The following is a 15110-nucleotide window of genomic DNA, read 5'->3' as shown; positions in this document are numbered from 1 at the left end:
CCTCTCCCCCGGCGCCATGCACCGAGCCCCGGCGATTGCCCCTTGACGTGTCCTCCAGTCGCCATGAGACTACGAAGCCACACTCAATGGTTCAGAATCAGTCCATTGCCCTGGGAGGCATCGTGGCCAAGTCAAAGATCGGCTACCAGAAGGTCGGCGCCGACTACCTGAACCAACGGAGCCTGAAGTCCGGGGCCGCCGGGTGGATCCTGCTGGCCGGTCTCGGGGTCAGCTACGTGATCTCCGGCGACTTCGCGGGCTGGAACTTCGGTCTCGCCGAGGGTGGCTGGGGCGGCCTGCTGATCGCCACGGTGCTGATGGGCCTGATGTACACGTGCATGGTCTTCGGCCTGGCCGAGATGTCCTCCACGCTGCCCACCGCAGGTGCCGGCTACGGCTTCGCCCGCCGCGCCCTCGGGCCGCTCGGCGGGTACGCCACCGGCGTCGCGGTGCTGATCGAGTACGCCGTCGCGCCCGCCGCGATCGCCGTGTTCATCGGCGGCTACATCGAGGCGCTCGGGCTCTTCGGGCTCACCAACGCCTGGTACGTCTACCTCGCGGCCTACATCATCTTCATCGGGGTGCACGTCTGGGGCGTGGGCGAGGCCCTCAAGCTGATGTTCGCGATCACCGCGGTGGCCGTGCTGGCCTTGGTCGCGACGGTCGTCGGCCTCGCCCCCCAGTTCTCGACCGACAACCTCTTCGACATCCCGGTCGACACCGGCGCAGCGATGTCGAGCTCCTTCCTGCCCTTCGGCATCAGTGGTGCCGTCGCCGCGCTGGTCTACGGCATCTGGTTCTTCCTCGCCGTCGAGGGCGTGCCGCTGGCGGCCGAGGAGACCAGCGACCCCAAGAAGGACATGCCCCGCGGCATCATCGTGGCGATCCTGGTGCTGCTGGCCTTCGCGGCCCTCGTGCTGGTCCTGGTCCCGGGAGCCGCCGGCTCGTCGGCGATCCAGGACTCCGACAACCCGCTCCCGGCTGCGATCAGGGAGGCCTACGGCTCGAACTCGCTGCTGGCAGACTTCGTCAACTACGCCGGCCTCGCGGGACTCGTCGCGAGCTTCTTCTCCATCATCTACGCCTACTCCCGTCAGCTCTTCGCGCTGTCCCGGGCGGGCTACCTCCCCCGCTTCCTCTCCCTCACGGGCTCGCGCCAGACCCCGTGGGTCGCGCTGCTCGTGCCGGGCACCATCGGGTTCCTCCTCGCCGCCGCCACGAAGGACGGCGCCCTGCTGATCAACATCGCCGTCTTCGGCGCGACGGCCTCCTACGTGCTGCTCAACCTCTCGCACATCATGCTGCGGCGTCGCGAGCCCGACCTGGAGCGCGGCTACCTCACGCCCGGGGGCACCAAGACGACGGGTGTCGCGCTGGTGCTCTCCGTCATCGCGCTCGTCGCGACGTTCTTCGTCGACATCCTCGCCGCGGGCATCACCGCCGTCGTCTTCGTCGTCTTCGTCGCGTACTTCTGGTTCTACAGCCGCCACCACCTGGTCGCCTCCGCACCCGAGGAGGAGTTCGCCCAGATCACCGAGGCCGGTGACTCCCTGCGCTGAGCCGGCTCCCCCGCAGCCCCACCCCACCAGGAGAACCCATGACGCACCCGCGCAACGAGCGCATGCTCACGACCCACGAGGTCCGCCACGCGGTCGCGGACGGTGAGATCGACACCGTCATCGTCGCCTTCACCGACATGCAGGGCCGCCTGCAGGGCAAGTACCTGCATGCGTCGTACTTCGTCGAGCACGCGCTGGGGCACGGCGTCGAGGGATGCAACTACCTGCTGGCCGTCGACACCGAGATGAACACCGTCGACGGTTACGCCATCTCCTCCTGGGAGTCCGGGTACGGCGACATGGTCTTCGAGATCGACGAGGACACCTTCCGACGGGTGCCGTGGCTGGAGCGCACGCTGATGGTGCAGTGCGACCTGCACACCACCGCGAACGAGCCGGTGCCGATGTCGCCGCGCTCGATGCTCCAGCGACAGATGCACCGCGCAGCCGAGCACGGCTGGAAGGCGGTCTCCGGGACCGAGCTGGAGTTCGTCGTCTACGAGAACACCTACGAGGACGCCTGGGCCCGCGACTACCGGGGCCTGACGCCCTCGAACCAGTACAACATCGACTACTCCGTGATGGGTTCCGGCCGGGTGGAGCCGCTGCTGCAGCGCATCCGTGGCGACATGTACGCCGCCGGGATGGTCGTGGAGTCGGCCAAGGGCGAGTGCAACCTCGGCCAGCACGAGATCGGCTTCCTCTTCGACGACGTTCTCACCACCGCAGACAACCACAGCGTGTACAAGACCGGCGCCAAGATGATCGCCGCCCAGGCCGGCAAGTCGTTGACCTTCATGGCCAAGCCCAACGATCGGGAGGGCAACTCCTGCCACATCCACCTCTCGCTGCGGGGCGAGGACGACTCGACGATCTTCTGGGACGCCGACACGAACGAGCGCACTCCCCTGTACGACCACTTCATCGCCGGGGTACTGGCCACGATGCAGGACTTCACGCTCTTCTACGCCCCCAACATCAACTCCTACAAGCGGTTCGCCGCCGGCTCCTTCGCCCCGACGGCGGTGGCCTGGGGCCAGGACAACCGCAGCTGCTCGGTCCGCGTGGTCGGCGAGGGCGCGGCGGCCCGGATGGAGAACCGGCTGCCGGGGGGTGACACCAACCCCTACCTCGCCCTGGCCGCGATGATGGCCGGCGGACTGCACGGCATCGAGAACGAGCTGCCGCTGGAGCCGATGATGACCGGCAGCGCCTACGAGTCCGACGCGCCCCACGTGGCCCGCACCATGGCCGCCGCGCGCGACCTGTTCGCCGGCTCCGAGATCGCCGCCGCGGCCTTCGGGCAGGAGGTCGTCGACCACTACGTCAACTACGCCGACGTCGAGATCGCCGCGTTCGATGCGGCGGTGACCGACTGGGAGCTCCGTCGCGGCTTCGAGCGACTGTGAGTGCCCACCGCCCGCGGATCGGCCTCACGACGTACTTCGTCGAGGCGGCCTTCGGGGTCTGGAGCACTCCGGCCGCCGTCGTCCCGCACGCCTACCTGCGCTCGGTGACCCGGGCCGGAGGGACACCGCTGCTGCTGCCGCCCCTCGTCGACGACACCGTCGTGCCGGACGCTCCCCTGGTCGACACTCCTCTTCTCGACACCTCGGTGCTCGCCGTGCTCGACGGGCTGGTGGTCCTCGGTGGTCCGGACGTCGACCCGGCGACGTACGACGCCCCCCGCCACCCCGCCACGGTGTCCGACCGGGTGCGCGACGACCACGAGACGGCCCTGATCAACGCTGCCCTGGAGCGCCGCACTCCCCTGCTGGCGGTCTGTCGCGGCGCCCAGGTCCTGAACGTGGCCCTCGGCGGCACGCTGCTGCAGCACCTGCCCGACACCCTGGGGCACAGCGACTACCAGCCGGCACCGGGCGAGTTCGGGGAGGTGGAGGTCACCTGCGAGGCCGGCAGCCGCATCCACCGGGCCCTCGGCGAGAGCTCCACCCAGGCCTGCTACCACCACCAGGCCATCGACCGGGTCGGCGAGGGACTGGTCGTCACCGCCCGCTCCGCCGACCGGCTCGTCCAGGCGGTGGAGACGACCACACCGGGCTGGGCCCTGGGAGTGCAGTTCCATCCCGAGGAACGTCAGAGCGACCTACGCCTCTTCTCCGCCTTGGTCGAGGAGGCCGACCGACCACGAGGGGCACCATGACCACCCTGATCAACCCAGCCACCGAGGACGTCCTCGCCGAGATCGCCGAGCACGACGAGGCCGCGACCGACGCGGCCGTCGCCGTCGCGGTCGCCGCGCAGGAGGAGTGGAGCCGGGTCGCGCCCGGCGACCGGGCCATGCTGCTGCGCAGGTTCGCGGCGCAGGTCGACGAGCACGTCGAGGAGCTCGCCCGGCTCGAGGTCGCCAACGCCGGTCACCCGATCGGGAACGCGCGCTGGGAGGCCGGCAACGTCCGCGACGTCCTGAACTACTACTCCGGAGCGCCCGAACGACCGCACGGCGAGACCATCCCCGTCACCGGCGGCGTCGCGATGACCTTCGCCGAGCCGGTCGGCGTGGTCGGGGTCATCGTGCCGTGGAACTTCCCGATGCCGATCGCCGGGTGGGCCTTCGCGCCGGCCCTGGCCGCCGGCAACAGCGTCGTGCTGAAGCCGGCCGAGCTCACTCCCCTGACGGCCCTGCGGCTCGGCGAGCTGGCCCTCGCGGCGGGCCTGCCCGAGGGCGTCCTGCAGATCCTGCCCGGGCGCGGATCGGTCGTCGGCGAGCGCCTCGTCAGCCATCCCTCCGTGCGCAAGGTCGTGTTCACCGGCTCCACCGAGGTCGGCAAGCAGGTCATGCGCGGCTGTGCGGACCAGGTCAAGCGCGTCACGCTGGAGCTCGGCGGCAAGAACGCCGCGATCGTCTTCGCCGACGCCGACCTCGAGGTGGCCGCCGCCGCCCTGCCCGGCGGCTCGTTCGACAACTCGGGCCAGGACTGCTGCGCGCGCTCGCGCCTGCTGGTGCAGCGCGACGTCATGGACGACGTCCTGGCGGCGCTGGAGCCGGTCGTCGCCGCGATCACCGTGGGCGATCCCGCCGATCCGGACACCGTGATGGGCCCGATGATCTCGGCCCGGCAGCGTGACGTCGTCTCGGGATACCTGCAGGAGTCCGAGGTGCTGCTGCGGGGCTCCTGTCCCACCGGGGCCGGGTTCTGGTCCGCCCCGACCGTGGTGCGCGCCCACGGCCCTGGCGACCCCACCTTCACCGAGGAGATCTTCGGCCCGGTGGTGAGCGTGCTGCCCTTCACCGACGAGGCCGAGGCGATCGCCATGGCCAACGACACCGACTACGGCCTCGCCGGATCGATCTGGTCCCGCGACGTCGGACGGGCCCTTCGTGTGGCCCGCGGCGTCCGAGCGGGCAACCTGTCGGTGAACTCGAATGCGGCAGTGCGCCACAACACCCCCTTCGGCGGCTTCGGGCAGTCCGGCCTCGGCCGCGAGCTCGGACCGCACGCCCTCGAGGCCTTCACCGAGACCAAGACCGTCTTCGTCTCCACCGACTAGCCATCCGAGCCCCAGGAGGATCCTCATGACCGAAGCACGCGAGCAGCCCACCTCTCGCCGCCTCCCCGGACGGGTCGCGGTCGTCACCGGCGGCGCCAGCGGTATCGGGCTGGCCAGCGCCCGCCGGCTGGCCAGCGAGGGCGCGCACGTCGTCGTCGCCGACCTCTGCAGCGAGGAGACCGGCGGAAAGATCGCCGCCGACCTGGGCGGCCTCTTCGTGCAGACCGACGTGACCGATCCCGAGCAGGTCACGGCGATGTACGCCACAGCCCACGCCACCTACGGCTCGGTCGACGTCGCGCTCCACAACGCGGGGATCTCACCCCCTGAGGACGGCTCCATCCTGGAGACGGGCATCGAGGCCTGGCGGCGCGTGCAGGAGGTCAACCTGACCTCGGTCTACTACTGCTGCCAGACGGTGCTCCCCTACATGGTCGAGCAGGGCCGCGGCTCCATCATCAACGTGGCCTCGTTCGTGGCCGTGATGGGCGCCGCCACCTCGCAGATCTCCTACTCGGCGTCCAAGGGTGCGGTGCTCTCGATGACGCGCGAGCTCGGTGTGCAGTTCGCCCTCTCCGGGGTACGCGTGAACGCCTTGTGCCCCGGACCGGTCAACACTCCGTTGCTGCAGGAGCTCTTCGCCGCGGATCCTGCGGCCGCGCAACGGCGGCTCGTGCACGTCCCGATGGGCCGATTCGGCGAGGCCGACGAGATGGCCGGCGCGGTGGCGTTCCTGGCCAGCGACGACTCCTCGTTCATCACCGCGAGCGAGTTCCTCGTGGACGGCGGGATCTCCTCGGCCTACGTCACCCCGCTCGCCTGAGCGGTGGCGCGGGCGACGGCGATACGTTGGCGCCATGACCGGAACCACCTCGCTGCCGATCGACGAGACCTCCCGCGCCCGCCTCGCGTCCGACGGCCTGCGGATGGTCCTCGTCGATCCCACCGACGCCGCAGCCCATGCGGCCTGGTTCCGGGCGGAGACCCGTGGGTTCCACGGGGCGGAGCCGAGCGCCGAGCTCGTCGAGCAGAGGCGTGCGTCCGCCCGCTCCGAGGACCGGATGGTCGGCGTCCTCGACGACACCACTGCCATGCCCGAGGTGCCCGTGGCCACCACCGTCTGCTGGCCCGCCGAGCTCACGGTGCCCGGTGGTCGCGCGGTGGGCACGTGGGCCGTCAGCGGCGTCACCGTCAGCCCGACCCACCGGCGGCGCGGCATCGCCCGAGCCCTGGTGGAGGCCGAGCTCCGCACCGCCGTCGCCCACGGCCTGCCGACCGCGACCCTCACGGTCTCGGAGTCCACCATCTACTCGCGCTTCGGCTTCTCCCCCGCTGTCCTGGCCCGCGACGTCACCGTGCAGACCGCACGGGCCCGCTGGTCGGGTCCCGAGCCCGCGGGTCGCGTCCACGCCGTCACCGCCGAGCAGCTGGACGAGGTCGGGCCGCAGATCGTCGAGCGCGTGCGCCTGACCCGTCCGGGCGAGGTGAGCTACGGCGGCCCGCTCTGGACCCGCCAGCTCGGGCTGTCCGTGGACGACGAGAACGCCAAGAACCTGCGCTTCGTCCGTCACGACGCTCCCGACGGCACGCCCGACGGGTTCGCCATCTACCAGCTCATCGAGCGGGGCCACGACTTCAGCGAGCACGAGCTGAAGCTGAACACGCTCGTCGCCGTGACCGCCGACGCCTACGCGGCCCTGTGGCGCTTCGTGCTCGAGATGGACCTCGTCTCGACGGTCACCGCGCACCTGCGGCCCGTCGACGAGCCGCTGCGCTGGCTGCTCGAGGACTTTCGCGCCGTCGGCGTCACCGAGACCGACCACCTCTGGGTCCGGGTCCTCGACGTCCCCGCCGCGCTGTCGGCCCGCACCTATCTCTCCCCGGGCCGTCTGGTCCTCACGGTGAGCGACCCGCTCGGGCACGCCGCCGGCACCTGGGCCCTCGACGTCTCCCCCGACGGCACGGCCACGGTCACGGCCAGCACCGATCCGGCCGAGGCCACCATGACGGTCAACGCTCTCGGCGCCCTCTACCTCGGCGGCGTGCCTGCGCGCACCCTGGCGGCCGCCGGCAGCCTGCACGGCGACGTCGACCGGGTGGACGCCATCTTCCGCTCCCCCGTCGCGCCCTACCTGAGCATCTGGTTCTGAGCGGTGGCTCAGCTCGCGCGCTCCAGGGCGGAGGCGAGCAGGCTCGTGACGTCGAGATCCGTGGGCCGCTCACCCCGGTAGCCGATCGCGGTAACCTGCACGATGGCGTCGTCGACGACGGCGTAGGCGGTCTCGCCGTAGACCTCTCCAGCGGCCGAGGTGCGGAAGCCGAACGAGCCTGCGCCATGGTCGACCTCCGTCACCGTCTCCTCCTCGCCGGACGATGCGACGCCCGGCGTGTTGTAGCCGAGCTGGTCGCACGCGCGCCACTGCTCCGTCATGTCGTCGAGGTCGTCGGCCACGTCGCGCACCTCGTTGGTGTAGCGGTAGCCGTAGACCCAACCGCGGTCACCGAGGTCGTACGCCACCCAGTCCTTGACGTACCCGGTGTCGTCGATCAGCGTCTGCGCCACCCCGTAACAACCCCACGCCCCCTCCACGCGGAGCCCGCCCCCGCCGGGATCCGTCGGGTAGAAGTATGTGGGCGCCTCGCCCGGCAGGTCACTCGGCTGCAGGAGCGAGGCCCGGACGCGGTCCGGCGCCTCGGGCCCACTGCAGCCCGCCAGCAGCGTGGCGACAGCGACGGTCAGGACGGCCAGGCTCCTCGCGATGCCCCTCATCGCCCGCTCCTGGCCCGCTCGACGGCCACCGGCAGCAGCTCCTCGACCGAGACGTTCGGCGCGCGGCCACCGTAGGAGATCACGCCCACGGCCACGATGTCGCCGTCGACCAGCGCGAAGCCCTCCTCACCCTCGACGGTCCCGTCGGCGCGCCGGCTGACGTACCCGAACGTGTCCTCGCCGAGGTCGATCGTCGAGGTGGCGTCCGGATGCCCGCGCTCGGCGACCTCCTCGGCGCACTCCCGCCAGTCGTCCTGCATCTCGGGGAACAGCTCGTCCCAGATGCTGTCGTCCGGATAGTAGGCCGTCGTGACGAGGTCCCCGCCGATGTCGTACGTCGCCCGGACGGGATCGCCGTCGGCCAACGCGCCGGGCGCCACCCGCGGGCACGTCCAGGTACGCATCGGGCTCGGCGTGATGTACGGCCAGATCGTTGCCACCGGCTCGGCCGGCAGGTCACCCTCCTGCAGCAGGGTCTCGGGAAAGGGCGTGACCGGGTCGACGGTGCCCTGGAAGACGATCTCGGAGGCCGGCGGCAAGGGTCTCGGGCTCTCCCCGCCACAGGACGCAAGAAAGCCGGCCGCGAGGAGAACGCCGGAGGTCAGCGCGGCCGCGCGCAGGTACGACATGGTTCCACTATCGCACCTCAGCTGTCCGGCCCCTCCCAACGACGGAGCGGATGGCATCGGCCGTGGCAGCCAGCGCGAGCATGCGGACGACGTCGATGGACGTCGTGACGGTTCCGGTCGCAGCGGCGATGAACGCGTCGCCGTCGAACCGCGTGTGTGGCGGCGTGATGGCGCGCGCCAGGCCGTCGTGCGCACCCTGGGCCACGATCCTGCACCCCGTCTTGTCCAGCAGGGCGTTGGTGACCACCAGGCCGATCGTCGTGTGGGACCGACTCTCCGGGTGCTCGAGCGACGCCTCCTGCAGGGCGGCCACGGCCGAGAGGTCGACGTCTCCACCGTGGTCGACGTCGCCGAAGGCGTTGACGGCGCACACGCAGGCCACCACGACGTCGCCCAGTCGCCGCTCGGCGTAGGCCAGTCCGCCCGGGCGACGACCGTCCGGACCACGCCACTGGCCGACGTGGGCGCCGGCGCCTGCACCGACCCGACCGCTCAGCACCTGCTCCCCCGACGTCGCCTTGGCAGCGGCACGGCCGGCCTCGCGGTCCGGGCGGATGCTCGCGTCGCCGACGGCGAGGTCGAACAGGGCCAGGGTCGGGATGATCGGTACCCGCCCGGCCGGGGTCACGACTCCCCTGCCGCGCTCCTCGTAGACGCCCATGACGCCGTCCGCGGCTGCCAGGCCGAACGCGGACCCACCCGTCAGCACCACCGCGTCGACCTGGTCGACCGTCTTGTCCGGCTCGAGCAGGTCGAGCTCGCGCGAGGCCGGAGCCCCTCCCCTGGCCTCGTAGGAGGCCACCGTGCCCTCAGGCAGGTCGATGACCGTGCACCCCGTCTCGGCGACGCTGTCCGTCCAGTGCCCGACGCGCACGCCCGGGATCGCGAAGTCCACCATGCCGCGACCCTACGCCGAGCCGTCAGAAGGCCTGGAGAAAGTCTTCTCACCAGTGTCGAGATCAGCGGGCCGGTTCCGTCCCCGGTGTGAGCGCGACCATGATGGGTCGCACCGCACCGAGGAGAAGACCATGGCCAAGTACCTGCTGCTCAAGCACTACCGAGGCGCCCCGCCGGCCGTCAACGACGTGTCGATGGACCAGTGGACGCCGCAGGAGATCGAGGACCACGTCCAGTACATGAACGACTTCGCCGCCCGCCTGCAGGAGACCGGAGAGCTCGTCGACAGCCAGGCCCTCTCTCCCGAGGGGGCGTTCGTCCGCTACGACGGCGAGGGCCGCCCACCGGTCACCGATGGTCCGTTCGCCGAGACCAAGGACCTCGTCGCCGGCTGGATGGCGATCGACGTGGACAGCCACGAGCGTGCCGTCGAGCTGGCCGGGGAGCTGTCCGCGGCCCCGGGTGCCGGCGGGGAGCCGATCCACGAGTGGCTCGAGCTGCGTCCCTTCATGACCGAGCCGCCCACCATCACCGAGTGAGTCGTCCGTGGACGAGACCCAGCTCAGGAGCCTCATCCCGAGCGTGATCGGCATCCTCAGCCGCCGCGGAGCAGACTTCGCGGCGGCCGAGGATGCCGTGCAGGACGCGCTCCTCGAGGCCGTCCGCACCTGGCCGGACGACCCGCCACGCGACCCCAAGGGCTGGCTCGTGACCGTGGGATGGCGCCGGTTCCTCGACGCGACCCGCTCCGAGTCCAGCAGGCGTCGTCGCGAGGACCGGGTGGAGGAGGAACCGGCGCCCGGTCCGACGACCGGCGTCGACGACACGCTCCGGCTCTACTTCCTGTGCACCCACCCGTCGCTGTCGCCCACGTCGGCGGTGGCCCTCACGCTGCGTGCGGTGGGAGGGTTGACCACCCGCCAGGTCGCCGAGGCCTACCTGGTGCCCGAGGCGACGATGGCCCAGCGCATCAGCCGGGCGAAGCGCACCGTCGCCGGGGTGCGCCTCGACGAGCCCGGCGACGTGGCCACCGTGCTGCGGACCCTCTACCTGGTCTTCAACGAGGGCTACTCCGGCGACGTCGACCTCGCCACCGAGGCGATCCGGCTCACCCGGGCGCTCGCGGCGGGCATCGACCATCCCGAGGTCCATGGCCTGCTCGCCCTGATGCTGCTGCACGACGCCCGGCGTGCGTCCCGGACCGCGCCGGACGGCAGCCTGGTGCCGCTCGGCGAGCAGGACCGGGCCCGCTGGGACCTCGGACGCATCGCGGAGGGGGTCGCGATCCTGCAGGGCGCCCTCGCCCGTGACCGGCTGGGCGAGTTCCAGGCGCAGGCCGCCATCGCTGCCCTGCACGCCGACGCCCCCACCGCCGACGCGACGGACTGGGTGCAGGTCGTGCAGTGGTACGACGAGCTCGTGCGGCTGACCGACAGCCCGGTGGCCCGGCTCGGGCGCGCGGTCGCGGCCGGCGAGGCCGACGGCCCGCAGGCCGGGCTGGCGGCGCTGGCCGAGGTGGACGACACGGTGCCGCGCCACACCGCCGTGGCGGCGTACCTGCACGAGCGCGCCGGGGACGCTGCACTGGCCGCCCGGCTCTACGCGGAGGCCGCACAGAAGGCCACCCACGTCGCCGAGCGCGATCACCTCGTCCGTCAGGCCGCTCGGCTCAACACGGCGCCACACGACTGACCGGCGTGGAAGACTCGGAGCCATGACGATCGGGCCCGGGGACGTCGAGCTCACGATGGACGAGATCCGCGTCGTGACCCGGTTCGTGCTGCGCAGCGCAGAGGACGTCCTGCCGGTCTTCGAGGCGGCACACCCCGACGACCCGCGTGCACGAGGGGCCGTCGACGCGGCCCGCGCCTTCGCGGACGGCGCACGCCGGAGCAGGTGGCAGCGCACCGCCTCCTTGGACGCGCACCGAGCGGCCGCCCAGGCCGCCACGGAGATCGCCCGCCTGGCCGCTCGGGCCTGTGGTGACGCCGCCTCCTCCGCGTACCTGCACCCCATCGCCAAGGCGACACAGGTGGGACACATCCTGCGCGGCACCGCGTGCGTGGCCCACGTCCGCGAGCTGACCTCGCCCCAGGAGGTCGACGCCGCGGCATCGGTGCTCGAGCAGGCCCGGCGCCACGCTCCGGCGGCCCTCGTCGAGGTGCTGCGACGCTATCCGGCTGCTCCGATCGGCCGGAGCCGGGTCTCGGAGCTGATGAGCGAGCTCGACACCTCGCTGCGCTCACGCTGACCCAGGCACCCCGCCGGCGACGCCACCGGGTCATCCGGCAGCGAGCTTCACGGCCAGGGCCGCCATGATGACGGCGATCCCGCCGTCCAGCACCCGCCACGACCGTGGCGACTGCAGCCAGCGACCCAGGTGTCGAGCTCCGAGGCCGAGCCCGGTGAACCAGACCAGGCTGGCCGTCACACCGCCCACGCCGAAGATCCACCGGTCGTCGCCGTGGGTGGCGGCGATCGAGCCGATGAGGAACACGGTGTCGAGGTAGACGTGCGGGTTCAACCAGGTCAGGGCGAGTGCCGTACCTACGACCGGGGCCACCCGCGCTCGCGTGAGCACGGCGCCGTCCGGGCCCGACGCCACCGTCGGATCCTCGACGGCCAGGGCGGCTCCGGCGGGCCGCCACGACCGCCTGGCGGCCAGGGCGGCGTAGACGAGCAGGAAGCCGGCCCCGCCCCACCGCGCCACGTCGACGAGCCACGGCGTGGACTCGACCACTCGGCCGAGGCCGCCGATCCCCACCGCGATGAGCACGGCGTCCGAGAGCGCGCAGATGGCGATCACGGGCGCGATGAGCTCGCGGCGCAGCCCCTGGCGCAGCACGAAGACGTTCTGGGCGCCGATGGCGACGATGAGGGTCAGGCACACGAGGAACCCGGAGGCGAAGGTGATCACACCCCGACGCTAGACGCGGATATTCATGAGTACCAGCGATGATTTGTACAGCATCATTAGCATTGCTTCACATGAGGATCGACTCGACCCTCTCCCGCACCTTGGCCGCCGTGATCGACGAGGGCACGTTGGAGGCAGCTGCGCGTCGGCTGCACCTCACACCATCGGCCGTCAGCCAGCGCCTCAAGCTGCTGGAGAACCAGCTCGGCCAACGGCTGGTCGTCCGGACCAAGCCGGTGCAGCCGACCGAGGCAGGACGCGTCGTGGCCGAGCTCGCCCGACGCCAGGACCTGCTCGAGCACGACGCCCGCGCCGCGCTCGGCCTGGCCGCCGGGGAGCACCGCACCCGGTTGTCGATCGCCGTGAACGCCGATTCCCTCGCCGCGTGGTTCCTGGCCCCGATGACCCGCTTCGCCGAGGGGAACGACGTCGAGCTCGAGGTGCACAGGGAGGACCAGGACCGGACCGCGACCCTGCTGGAGGCGGGCACCGTGCTCGCTGCCGTCACGACGCGTGCCGACCCGGTGGCGGGGTGCCGGGCCGACTCGCTGGGCGCCATGTCGTTCGAGGCGGCTGCCGCACCTGCCTGGGTCGAGCGATGGCTGCCGGAAGGCCCGACCCCCACCGCCCTCTCGCAGGCTCCCCGCGTCGACTACGACCGGGCGGACAGCCTGCAGACCGAGTGGCTGGGACGTCACGGCGTGCAGGCCGGGCACCCGCCCCGCCACCTGATCCCCTCCACCCACGACATCGCCCGGGCGGTGGAGCTCGGGCTCGGCTGGGCCATGGTGCCCACCGAGCAGGTGGGTCCCCTCGTGGAGCAGGGGCGGCTCGTCCGCCTCGGAGGCCCTCCCGTCCTCACTCCCCTGTTCTGGCAGTGGTGGAAGGAGCCCTCCGCCCTGCTCGACGCACTGACGACCGAGGTTCTGGCGGCGGCCCGCGAACAGCTGGAGCAGTAGTACGGCGTCCACCTCGGCGAGCGCAGGCGGACGGCCCGGAGTGGCTCAGGACGATCCTGCGTCAGTCCGTGCTGCGCGACGAGGAAAGGACGGGCCCTCGGCCTGCGCGCGATCCCCCGGCCGTCGCACCGCAGTCAGGACGAGAGCAGCAGCCACCACGAGGGCGATCGCGCCGGCGAGCAGGCCCCACGACGCCGAGGTCTGCTCCGCGAGCGCGCCGAGAGCGACGCCCGAGGCCGCCGCCGAGCCCAGGAACAGCATCGAGGTCACGGACAGGGCCGTCCCCCGCCGTCGGTCGTCGACCCGGTCGTGCACGAGGGAGTTGTAGGTGGCGCCGAAGGCGGTGTGCACGAGGTAGGCCGCCCAGAAGCCCGCCACCAGCACGATCGGGCCCGCCGCGAGAGCCATGGCCACGAGGCCGGCTGCCTCGGCAAGCACGAGGACCACGGCCACCGGTCCCGCTGCGCGGTGCCGCAGCACTCGCGACACCACCAGGGCGCCGAGCGCCGCCAGGCCCCATGCGGCCGCAGAGACCAACCCCATCGCCGTGCCGGCCGCGGCCTCGTCGGCGGAGAACTCCTCGAGGCGCACCGGCATCAGGAGCTCCAGTGCGGCCACACCCACGCCGATGAACACCATGGCCAGGGTGAGCCAGCGCAGGGTCGGTCCGAGGGCGAGGCGCACTCCCGCCCCGAGCGCTCCGCCCCAGGTCACCCGCGGGGTGTCGACGCTCCGCGCGGCCGGCTCCATGAGTCGCCACGCGACCACCACCTGGACGGCCACGACCACGGCAGCGGCCACGTACGGGATGGCGAGCGTCGTGCTGGCCGGCCCCGGGGCCAGGTGCAGCAGGAGGGCCGTCGACAGCGAGCCGGTCGCGATCATGGCGCTGATGACGCCACCGGCCAGAGCGAGCCCGGACGGGACCCGGTCCGCAGCACCACGAGCCCGCTCGGCGTCGACGAACCAGGCCTCCAGCGGCCCGCTGTCCAGGGCGCGGAACAGCCCCATCGCCGCCCAGGCCACCGTGAACGCGAGCACCGAGTCCGCGACGAAGGACAGCGCGTAGGCGCCGATGGCCACGACTCCGGAGGCGATGAAGACCGGCCGCCGTCCCCAGGCGTCGGTGAGGGCACCGCTGGGGATCTCCATGACGATCACCACCGCACCTTGGGCCGCCATGGCCGTGGCCACCTCGGCGACGCCGAGCCCGCGTGCCAGGGGCAGCAGGAGCGAGACCGGGATGACCAACCCGGTGGCGAGCCACCGCAGGGCCAGCAGCATCAAGAAGCGGCGTCGGACATCCACCATCAGTCGGTCTCGGTCGGAGCCGCGACCAGGTGCAGTCCGAGGTGGTGCTCACCCCCACGACCGGCGTACCGCGTGATGACGGCGTCCAGCTCCTCGATGAGCTCCTCGAAGTCCGGCCGGTCCAGCCGAAGCAGGTAGTCGGAGTGCTCGACCACACCACCGGGGTCCGCGTCGATGGCGGCCAGCAGATCCTCCAGGTGCCGGCGCTGCACTCCCTTGATGACGCCGAGGGCCGAACGACCCTCCGGCGTGGCGGCGAGCTCGCTCGGCAGCGTCGTCGCGTCGTGGGCAGCCCGCCAGCGGCGCTCGCGGCCGTCCCGGGCGACGTCGTCGGTGACGAAGCCGTACCGCTCGAGCTGGCGAAGGTGGTAGGACAACGACCCACTGGACTCCCCCAGGACCCTTGCGAGGTCGCTCGCCGTGGCGGGCCCGTTCCTGCGCAGCTCCCCCAGAGCCCGCGTCCTCACGGGGTGGGCCAGGGCCTTGAGGGTGCCGAGGTCCTCGACGACGTATCGCTCCATTTCGCAAAGATATCTTTGCAAAGGTCTCTTGGCA

At 71.8% G+C, this 15110-nt stretch carries 16 protein-coding genes; 10 read left to right on the top strand and 6 right to left on the bottom strand.

Annotated elements, in window-relative coordinates:
• The first annotated feature begins 122 nt into the window (after positions 1 to 122).
• The 6 genes from eat to ACHAAC_RS06250 are packed head-to-tail and all read left to right on the top strand — an operon-like array spanning position 123 to position 7222.
• A complete protein-coding gene (eat, locus tag ACHAAC_RS06275) occupies positions 123 to 1559 on the top strand; it encodes an ethanolamine permease (RefSeq protein ID WP_435715199.1) in 1437 nt (478 codons plus the stop codon).
• Between the two features lie 38 nt (positions 1560 to 1597).
• A complete protein-coding gene (locus tag ACHAAC_RS06270) occupies positions 1598 to 2968 on the top strand; it encodes a glutamine synthetase family protein (RefSeq protein ID WP_435715198.1) in 1371 nt (456 codons plus the stop codon).
• Entirely contained in the window at positions 2965 to 3723 is a 759-nt protein-coding gene (locus ACHAAC_RS06265) for a gamma-glutamyl-gamma-aminobutyrate hydrolase family protein (RefSeq protein ID WP_435715197.1), read from the top strand. The genes ACHAAC_RS06270 and ACHAAC_RS06265 overlap by 4 nt, the downstream gene beginning before the upstream one ends.
• Complete coding sequence (locus ACHAAC_RS06260) at positions 3720 to 5072, top strand: aldehyde dehydrogenase family protein (protein WP_435715196.1); 1353 nt, start codon at positions 3720 to 3722, stop codon at positions 5070 to 5072. The genes ACHAAC_RS06265 and ACHAAC_RS06260 overlap by 4 nt, the downstream gene beginning before the upstream one ends.
• A 25-nt stretch (positions 5073 to 5097) precedes the next feature.
• Positions 5098 to 5895: a 3-oxoacyl-ACP reductase gene (locus tag ACHAAC_RS06255; protein ID WP_435715195.1), complete on the top strand. Its 798-nt coding sequence runs from the start codon at positions 5098 to 5100 to the stop codon at positions 5893 to 5895.
• Positions 5896 to 5929: 34 nt separating this feature from the next.
• Positions 5930 to 7222: a GNAT family N-acetyltransferase gene (locus tag ACHAAC_RS06250; protein ID WP_435715194.1), complete on the top strand. Its 1293-nt coding sequence runs from the start codon at positions 5930 to 5932 to the stop codon at positions 7220 to 7222.
• Between the two features lie 8 nt (positions 7223 to 7230).
• Here the strand turns inward: ACHAAC_RS06250 and ACHAAC_RS06245 are convergent, their stop codons facing one another.
• From ACHAAC_RS06245 to ACHAAC_RS06235, 3 genes are read right to left on the bottom strand one after another with little or no spacing between them, the layout of a single operon-like run.
• Positions 7231 to 7842: a hypothetical protein gene (locus tag ACHAAC_RS06245; protein ID WP_435715193.1), complete on the bottom strand. Its 612-nt coding sequence runs from the start codon at positions 7840 to 7842 to the stop codon at positions 7231 to 7233.
• A complete protein-coding gene (locus tag ACHAAC_RS06240) occupies positions 7839 to 8471 on the bottom strand; it encodes a hypothetical protein (protein ID WP_435715192.1) in 633 nt (210 codons plus the stop codon). The genes ACHAAC_RS06245 and ACHAAC_RS06240 overlap by 4 nt, the downstream gene beginning before the upstream one ends.
• Positions 8472 to 8478: 7 nt before the next feature.
• Positions 8479 to 9369, bottom strand: a complete 891-nt coding sequence (locus tag ACHAAC_RS06235; protein WP_435715191.1) for a P1 family peptidase — start codon at positions 9367 to 9369, stop codon at positions 8479 to 8481.
• Positions 9370 to 9499: 130 nt separating this feature from the next.
• Here ACHAAC_RS06235 and ACHAAC_RS06230 point away from each other — a divergent pair, with 130 nt between their 5' ends.
• From ACHAAC_RS06230 to ACHAAC_RS06220, 3 genes are read left to right on the top strand one after another with little or no spacing between them, the layout of a single operon-like run.
• Positions 9500 to 9907 carry a YciI family protein gene (locus ACHAAC_RS06230; protein WP_435715190.1) on the top strand — a complete coding sequence of 136 codons (408 nt, stop codon included), beginning with the start codon at positions 9500 to 9502 and terminating at the stop codon, positions 9905 to 9907.
• Positions 9908 to 9914: 7 nt separating this feature from the next.
• Positions 9915 to 11060: an RNA polymerase sigma factor gene (locus ACHAAC_RS06225; RefSeq protein WP_435715189.1), complete on the top strand. Its 1146-nt coding sequence runs from the start codon at positions 9915 to 9917 to the stop codon at positions 11058 to 11060.
• Between the two features lie 22 nt (positions 11061 to 11082).
• A complete protein-coding gene (locus ACHAAC_RS06220; RefSeq protein WP_435715188.1) occupies positions 11083 to 11619 on the top strand; it encodes a putative immunity protein in 537 nt (178 codons plus the stop codon).
• 30 nt (positions 11620 to 11649) lie between these two features.
• Here the strand turns inward: ACHAAC_RS06220 and ACHAAC_RS06215 are convergent, their stop codons facing one another.
• Positions 11650 to 12285, bottom strand: a complete 636-nt coding sequence (locus ACHAAC_RS06215; RefSeq protein ID WP_435715187.1) for a LysE/ArgO family amino acid transporter — start codon at positions 12283 to 12285, stop codon at positions 11650 to 11652.
• A 71-nt stretch (positions 12286 to 12356) separates the two neighbouring features.
• On the opposite strand from ACHAAC_RS06215, the gene ACHAAC_RS06210 reads away from it, so the two are divergent.
• The gene (locus ACHAAC_RS06210) at positions 12357 to 13244 is read left to right on the top strand and encodes a LysR family transcriptional regulator ArgP (RefSeq protein WP_435715186.1); all 888 of its coding nucleotides are present in this window, start codon (positions 12357 to 12359) and stop codon (positions 13242 to 13244) included.
• Between the two features lie 45 nt (positions 13245 to 13289).
• Here ACHAAC_RS06210 and ACHAAC_RS06205 read toward each other — a convergent pair whose 3' ends face one another.
• Together ACHAAC_RS06205 and ACHAAC_RS06200 are read right to left on the bottom strand one after the other, a co-directional pair.
• Positions 13290 to 14555, bottom strand: a complete 1266-nt coding sequence (locus ACHAAC_RS06205) for an MFS transporter (protein WP_435715185.1) — start codon at positions 14553 to 14555, stop codon at positions 13290 to 13292.
• Entirely contained in the window at positions 14555 to 15076 is a 522-nt protein-coding gene (locus ACHAAC_RS06200; protein WP_435715184.1) for an ArsR/SmtB family transcription factor, read from the bottom strand. Before ACHAAC_RS06200 ends, ACHAAC_RS06205 begins: the two co-directional genes overlap by 1 nt.
• Positions 15077 to 15110: the final 34 nt, after the last annotated feature.

It is taken from the genome of Aeromicrobium sp. CF4.19 (assembly GCF_051262555.1).
Lineage (GTDB): Bacteria > Actinomycetota > Actinomycetes > Propionibacteriales > Nocardioidaceae > Aeromicrobium.
The sequence above is the reverse complement of the archived record's forward strand: the minus strand, read 5'-3'. Positions and strand labels throughout refer to the sequence as shown.

Bases quoted from the DNA above. Each gene is read 5' to 3' on its own strand.
- ACHAAC_RS06210 (WP_435715186.1), top strand. From the start codon at position 12,357: ATGAGGATCGACTCGACCCTCTCCCGCACCTTGGCCGCCGTGATCGAC.
- ACHAAC_RS06255 (WP_435715195.1), top strand. From the start codon at position 5,098: ATGACCGAAGCACGCGAGCAGCCCACCTCTCGCCGCCTCCCCGGACGG.
- ACHAAC_RS06245 (WP_435715193.1), bottom strand. From the start codon at position 7,842: ATGAGGGGCATCGCGAGGAGCCTGGCCGTCCTGACCGTCGCTGTCGCC.
- ACHAAC_RS06235 (WP_435715191.1), bottom strand. From the start codon at position 9,369: ATGGTGGACTTCGCGATCCCGGGCGTGCGCGTCGGGCACTGGACGGAC.
- ACHAAC_RS06270 (WP_435715198.1), top strand. From the start codon at position 1,598: ATGACGCACCCGCGCAACGAGCGCATGCTCACGACCCACGAGGTCCGC.
- ACHAAC_RS06240 (WP_435715192.1), bottom strand. From the start codon at position 8,471: ATGTCGTACCTGCGCGCGGCCGCGCTGACCTCCGGCGTTCTCCTCGCG.
- ACHAAC_RS06200 (WP_435715184.1), bottom strand. From the start codon at position 15,076: ATGGAGCGATACGTCGTCGAGGACCTCGGCACCCTCAAGGCCCTGGCC.
- ACHAAC_RS06260 (WP_435715196.1), top strand. From the start codon at position 3,720: ATGACCACCCTGATCAACCCAGCCACCGAGGACGTCCTCGCCGAGATC.
- ACHAAC_RS06220 (WP_435715188.1), top strand. From the start codon at position 11,083: ATGACGATCGGGCCCGGGGACGTCGAGCTCACGATGGACGAGATCCGC.
- ACHAAC_RS06250 (WP_435715194.1), top strand. From the start codon at position 5,930: ATGACCGGAACCACCTCGCTGCCGATCGACGAGACCTCCCGCGCCCGC.
- ACHAAC_RS06230 (WP_435715190.1), top strand. From the start codon at position 9,500: ATGGCCAAGTACCTGCTGCTCAAGCACTACCGAGGCGCCCCGCCGGCC.
- ACHAAC_RS06205 (WP_435715185.1), bottom strand. From the start codon at position 14,555: ATGGTGGATGTCCGACGCCGCTTCTTGATGCTGCTGGCCCTGCGGTGG.